This is a genomic window from Psychrobacter sp. AOP7-B1-24 (assembly GCF_052376215.1).
GTDB lineage: Bacteria > Pseudomonadota > Gammaproteobacteria > Pseudomonadales > Moraxellaceae > Psychrobacter.
The window spans coordinates 1-6,647 of sequence record NZ_JBQSVL010000110.1; the positions used below are offsets into that span (position 1 = coordinate 1).

At 40.9% G+C, this 6,647-nt stretch carries 6 protein-coding genes; 4 read left to right on the forward strand and 2 right to left on the reverse strand.

Annotated elements, in window-relative coordinates; all coding sequences use genetic code 11:
- The first annotated feature begins 251 nt into the window (after positions 1-251).
- The 4 genes from pilB (at position 252) to coaE (ending at position 5,155) form a co-directional block, all read left to right on the forward strand.
- Complete coding sequence (pilB, locus tag ACT3QP_RS13765; protein ID WP_444525891.1) at positions 252-1,970, forward strand: type IV-A pilus assembly ATPase PilB; 1,719 nt, start codon at positions 252-254, stop codon at positions 1,968-1,970.
- Positions 1,971-2,192: 222 nt separating this feature from the next.
- Complete coding sequence (locus tag ACT3QP_RS13770; RefSeq protein WP_444525892.1) at positions 2,193-3,416, forward strand: type II secretion system F family protein; 1,224 nt, start codon at positions 2,193-2,195, stop codon at positions 3,414-3,416.
- 25 nt (positions 3,417-3,441) lie between these two features.
- Positions 3,442-4,341 (forward strand): prepilin peptidase, encoded by a 900-nt coding sequence (locus ACT3QP_RS13775; protein ID WP_444525893.1) that lies wholly within the window; start codon positions 3,442-3,444, stop codon positions 4,339-4,341.
- Positions 4,342-4,462: 121 nt separating this feature from the next.
- Positions 4,463-5,155 (forward strand): dephospho-CoA kinase, encoded by a 693-nt coding sequence (gene coaE / locus ACT3QP_RS13780; protein ID WP_444525894.1) that lies wholly within the window; start codon positions 4,463-4,465, stop codon positions 5,153-5,155.
- On the opposite strand, the gene rlmB is transcribed toward coaE, so the two are convergent.
- Positions 5,118-5,888 (reverse strand): 23S rRNA (guanosine(2251)-2'-O)-methyltransferase RlmB, encoded by a 771-nt coding sequence (rlmB, locus tag ACT3QP_RS13785; protein ID WP_444525895.1) that lies wholly within the window; start codon positions 5,886-5,888, stop codon positions 5,118-5,120. The two genes, coaE and rlmB, sit on opposite strands and share 38 nt — an antisense overlap.
- 228 nt (positions 5,889-6,116) lie before the next feature.
- Positions 6,117-6,452, reverse strand: coding sequence for a pyrimidine/purine nucleoside phosphorylase (gene ppnP, locus ACT3QP_RS13790; RefSeq protein ID WP_444525896.1), 336 nt, complete (start codon positions 6,450-6,452; stop codon positions 6,117-6,119).
- Between the last annotated feature and the right edge of the window lie 195 nt (positions 6,453-6,647).

The window sequence follows — 6,647 nt, forward strand, 5'->3', positions numbered from 1 at the left end:
ACTGGTCAAATGTTCAACATGTTCTAAACTAAAGCTCTATAATAAGGCCTTCACCTAAAACATTGTCCGTAATTCAATTTTACAAATAGTACGTTTAGGGATGAGTATCGCTGTCGCAGTGCTCTGACTATACCTTCATTAGTAACAACACAAAGACTATCGATGATTGATAAAATATGTCTATTAAAGACTATAAATAGTATATAGTTTTCAAAAATATAAAGCATACTTAGTATTAAGGAGAGGTCGTAATGTCTATCACATCTAACAAATATGGCGGTTTAGCCCATCAGCTCATCAGTGATGGTATCGTTAGCGAAGCGAATATGAAAGTCGCGCAGACTGAGTCACAGCAGCAGCAAATAGGCTTAGTACCTTACCTAGTAGATAATAAATTGGCTGATGCCTATCATCTTGCTAAGATGCTGTCACAAGCTTTTGGCGATCCTCTCTTTGATCTTGATGTTTTAAATACTGATGTCGTTCCAAAAGACTTGGTAGATGAAAAAATTGTTCGTAAATTTAATGCCTTACCATTATTTAAACGAGGGCAACGTTTATTTGTTGCACTCAGCGACCCCACTCGTGTCGATGCGATTGATGCCATTGCCTTCAATTCTCGTCTATCTATTGAAACCATCGTCGTCGAAGAAGATAAACTAAAAAAGCGTATTGAAAGCCTTTATGCCGATGCGATGCAAGATTTTGACAGCTTCTCAGATGGCGACTTAAACGTTGGGTTTGAAGAGGACGAAGAAGATGAAGGTAGTGATGGTGAAACCAAGCTAACCGATAACGTTGACGAAGCCCCCGTTGTAAAGTTTGTTAATAAAATGTTGGTTGATGCTATCCGCATGGGTGCTTCTGACTTACATTTTGAACCATATGAAAAAACGTATCGTGTTCGTTTTCGTGTCGATGGTGTGATGCAAAAAATGGCCAGTCCTCCAGTACAACTAGCGGGGAAAATTGCCGCCCGCTTAAAAGTTATGTCACAAATGGATATTTCAGAACGCCGTATACCACAGGATGGACGTATCAAGCTTAAACTTTCTAAGAACAAAGCGATTGATTTTCGGGTAAACTCATTACCGACCTTATTTGGCGAAAAAATCGTCTTACGTATTTTGGATCCTTCATCAGCCATGCTTGGCATTGAAGCTTTGGGGTATGAACCGGATCAAAAAGAAATGTTCTTGGAAGCGCTGCATAAACCTCAAGGAATGTTACTGATTACTGGTCCGACCGGCTCTGGTAAAACAGTATCACTCTATACAGGTATTAATATTTTAAATACTGGAGAGACCAATATTTCAACCGCTGAAGATCCGGTCGAAATTAACTTAGAAGGCATCAATCAGGTCAATGTTAACTCCAAAGTAGGTCTCACCTTTGCCAACGCCCTCAAATCTTTTTTACGTCAAGATCCTGATATTGTGATGGTTGGTGAGATTCGAGATCTTGAAACCGCTGAAATTGCGATTAAGGCAGCACAAACAGGCCATATGGTACTCTCAACCTTACACACCAATTCAGCCCCTGAAACGCTGACACGTCTACGTAATATGGGTGTGGCTTCTTTTAACATCGCAACCTCAGTCAATTTAGTCATCGCCCAACGTTTGGCACGTCGTTTGTGTAAAAATTGTAAAAAACCTATTAATATTCCTCGACAAAGCCTACTTGAACTTGGTTTTACTGAAGTCGACTTAGATGATCCAGACAACGTTATTTATGAGCCCGTAGGTTGTAATGAATGCCGAGAAGGTTATAAAGGTCGTGTGGGTGTCTATGAAGTAATGAAAGTAAGTCCAGATATTTCACGAATTATTATGGAAGATGGCAATGCGATAGATATCAAAGATGCAGCCATCAAAAATGGCTTCCGAGACTTACGCCGCTCTGGTATTTTAAAGGTGTTGCAAGGCGTCACTAGTATTCAGGAGATGATGCGTGTGACCTCCGAGTAACTATTTTTAGAAGAGAAATAACACCATTATTTATAACAGCTGTTCATTAAGTGCTGACATTTTTATAAACCAGCAATATTTCGTACTAGATATACTTAAATATAAAACAGATATATACTGGCTTTTTACGTTAAAATAAAGTATGCCGCTTTGCAGTAGTGAGTCAGGCATCGTTATACATCTTTGCAAGATCTATATTAGACAATATTTGAGGGTAGTAACATGGCAAAAGCGAAGACCGACATGCTGTTAGACTTTGTCTACGACGGGGTAAACCGACGCGGACAAAAAGTAAAAGGAGAAACCACCAGTCGCAGTTTAGAGCTCGCAAAGGCGACTTTGCGTAAACAAGGTATTTCTGTCAAAGGCATTAAGAAAAAGCCCAAGCCCCTCTACACCTTCAAAAAACCTATTAAACCCATCGATATTGCTATTTTTGCTCGGCAGCTAGCAACGATGATGAAAGCAGGTGTACCGCTGACACAGTCTTTTGAGATTGTGGCCGACTCACTTGACAATCCTAGTATGAAAGATTTGGTCTTACAAATAAAATCGGACATCGAAGCGGGTGGCACCTTTGCCTCTGCCTTACGCAACCATCCACGCTATTTCGATGATCTTTTTTGCTCCCTTGTTGACTCTGGTGAGCAATCAGGTTCTCTTGAAACCATGCTTGAAAGGGTGGCAACTTACAAAGAAAAAAGTGAGCTGTTAAAGGCTAAAATCAAAAAAGCCATGAAGTACCCGATTGCGGTAATTGTAGTCGCTATTATTGTTACTATTATTCTTCTGGTTAAAGTTGTACCTGTATTTTCCGGATTATTTGAGTCTTTTGGTGCAGAATTGCCAGCCTTTACCCAAATGGTGGTAGGTATGTCAGAATGGATGCAGGAATGGTGGTTTATACTTATCATTCTTATTGGCGGTGCCATCATTGGTTTCTCAGAAGCTAAAAAACGATCTAAAAAGTTTAGAGATTTTTTGGACCGTGCCACATTGAAAGCACCAATATTTGGCAACATTGCTTATCAAGCAATTATCGCACGTTTTGCTCGTACGTTATCGACGACCTTTGCCGCTGGTGTACCACTTATCGATGCTCTTGACTCTACTGCCGGCGCGACCAACAACGTTGTGTTTTATAATGCCACTCAACAAATTAAAAATGATGTCTCCACTGGTCAGCAATTACAATTCTCCATACGTTCAACCAACCTTTTCCCAAGTCTAGCCATTCAAATGGTCGGTATCGGTGAAGAGTCTGGTAGCTTAGAAGATATGCTGGACAAAGTGGCTGTTTACTATGAAAACGAAGTGGATAATGCTGTAGATGGACTGACCAGCTTAATGGAGCCTTTAATCATGTCAGTATTAGGAGTACTAATTGGTGGTTTAGTCATTGCCATGTACTTACCAATTTTCCAAATGGGCGCTGTGGTAGGTTAAAAGCAAATTCAAGGACTGCTATTTCATGCAATTTATACAGTTACTGCAAGACAATACGACTATGGCTTTGGTCGTATTTGGGCTATTAGGTCTTTGTGTTGGCAGCTTTTTAAATGTGGTGATTCACCGTACACCACTCATGATGATCTATAGTTGGCGGCAAGAATGTAGCCAGTTTATGTCTGAACAAGTAGACATGCCGCAAGAACATATTCAGCCTTTAACCACGATTGTCGCTGCTGACCAGCCTATTACTTTGAGTCGACCTGCCTCACGTTGTCCTCATTGTGCTCATAAAATAAAGTGGTATGAAAACATACCTCTAATAAGTTGGTTAGTATTACGTGGACGTTGCTCAAACTGCAAAGCAGCTATTGGCCTACGTTATCCTATCGTTGAACTGGTCACTGCATTATTATCCGTACTGGTGATTTATCAATTTGGAGTTAGTGCCGCTGGATTGTCAGCGTTGATTTTAGTCTGGACGCTTATTGCGTTAACAGGCATTGATTTTGATACTCAGTTACTACCCGACCGTCTAACGTTTCCACTAGCAGGTTTGGGTTTAGCAGTGAATTCGCAAGGCTGGTTTGTCTCACCAACTCAGTCAATTTGGGGATTACTACTTGGATTTTTATCATTATGGATCGTGGTGAAAGTGTTTTATCTTATTACTAAGAAACACGGTATGGGACAAGGAGACTTTAAGCTGTTAGCAGTATTAGGTGCTTGGCTTGGCCCTATGATGTTACCGTTGATTATTTTATTGTCATCATTGCTAGGATCAGTGGTTGGGATTATCTTAATGAGACAACAGGGTGAGAGCAAGCCTTTCGCCTTTGGTCCTTACATCGCGATTGCGGGTATCATTGCTTTGTTGTATGGCTCAGAAATCGTCAGTTGGTACCTCGGCATGTATCCTTAACTATGTACTCTTAACTAAGTTATTGTATTGCTATAAACCGCCAGCCTTCTGTAGCAAACTTGAAAACTGTATTTTTCAATTTATAACCACCTTTATTATATTAACCAAATAAGTCATTATTATGTCCACACATACGATTGCCTCTTCATCTTACTCACACCCATCACAAAGCCAAAAAACTAACAGAAAGGCCTTAGTAATTGGTTTGACAGGTGGTATCGGTAGTGGTAAATCTGCAGCTAGTGCTTGGTTCGCTGAGCAAGGAATAGATGTGATTGATGCCGATGTGATTGCTCATGAGGTTGTCGCTAAAGGTAGTTCAACTTTGCGAAAAATTCAGAAAAAATTTGGTGATTGGATATTAAATAGCGATGGTTCTATGGATCGCACAGCGGTAAGAACACACGTTTTCACCTATCCGGAGGCACTAATAGAGTTAGAGGCCATCACTCATCCAGCAATACGTGAGGCAGCAAAAGCACAGTTAGCAGCAAGTACCTCACCCTACGTAATATTATCCGCACCACTGCTCATCGAAGCAGCAGAAGCAGGACTCGCTAATTTATGTCAACGTGTTCTTGTCATGGATGCAACTGAAGACACGCAGCTTGCGCGTGCCAGTCAGCGTGATAATCAAAGCACACTCAAGATTAAAGCCATTATGAGCAATCAGCTGAGCCGCGAAGCACGCAATCGTCATGCTGATGATGTGGTACTAAACGAAAGTGATCTCGCAGCTCTATATTCACAACTAGAGCCCTTACATCAAGAATATCTTATACTTGCCCAGCAGCTAAAGTTCGCTGCCGATTGACTTCATATAACGCCATGCCAGTAGCAACACTCACATTTAGGCTTTGTAAGTTGCCATGCTCGTTGCCAGACATTGGAATATAAACCAGCTCATCACAGCTCTCCATTGTCAGGCGGCGCATCCCCTCTCCTTCTGAACCCATAATAACTGCCGTCTTACCAGTTAAATCCGCAGCATGTATCGGTTTCGCATCTGCATTTAAAGCAGTGCCAAACACGAACACACCTGCACTTTTGATTTGTGACAGCGTGCGTGCCAGATTGGTGACACTAATAATAGGCATCATCTCAGCAGCACCTACTGATACTTTGGCCACAGTTGGTGTCAAGCTAGCAGCATGATGTTTTGGGCAGACTACTGCATCCACACCCATTGCCACTGCAGTACGCAGGCAAGCACCAAAATTATGTGCATCAGTGATTTGATCTAAAATTAATAAGAGACATTGATCGCGTCCAGCAATTGTATCAAGTAACCCTTCATTAGCGAAGCCTAGTGGACGAGCATTCAGTACCACACCTTGATGCTGTGGACTGCCACATAATTGCGTGAGCTTGTCTTTTTGTGTCGGTTGGATGCTGATGCCATTGGCGCTTGCCTGTGCCATTATCGCTTGTACATGACTGTCAGTCTCACGGCCTTGCTGTACAAACAAGCTAAGCCCATCAAGAGGACGATGTTCAAGTAAAGCATCAATTGCATGAATACCATAGAAATAAATGGGTTTTGCCATAATAGGCCTACTAATATATGAAGTGATTGTTTATAAAATGGTTAACGGCTAATGCGATAAAACAGAAAAAGAATCGCGATGTGATTGTAGCAAGTCACTGTAACTAAATAGGTGTGACAATTAAAAAAGAAATAAACAATATAGTATTGTTTATTTCTCTTGAATGATAAGCGCTTGATACAGTCAGCCACTAAACTATAATTGTAAATGGCTGTCCTACCAACCAAATTAGCCTTCTAAGTGACAAACATATTGCACAATTTCTTCTGTTCGTAGATTAAAACCACTATTACCCTCAACTACAAATGATTGACCTGCACGATAATAACTGAAATCTTCTTCACCATTGGTTTTGACTTCGCATTCACCGCTAGTGATTTCGATACGCTCGGAGGTATTAGTGCTAAAGTGATAGTGCTCGACCAAATTGTCACAAGGCAAAATAACGCCCAATGTCTTATGTCGACCATCTTCAAACATAATAGTGTGGCTAGAACAACGACCATCATAAGATACCGTTGCTTGGGCATTGACTGTTACATTAGTAAATTGCGCCGCTGTCATAGTGGCTTCCTTATCAAATAATTATTGCAAAACTAAAAAATAAGTAACTGAGTGAAATTAAGTAACTGAGTGAAATATGGCTAAAATACCTATTTTAGAGAGTCTACACTCTAGTCTCTACGTTCTGTTAGAACTGCACTCTAGCTATGAGAACAGGCTCTCTAGAGGAAAAGCAGCATAATGCTAAGCTCCTGG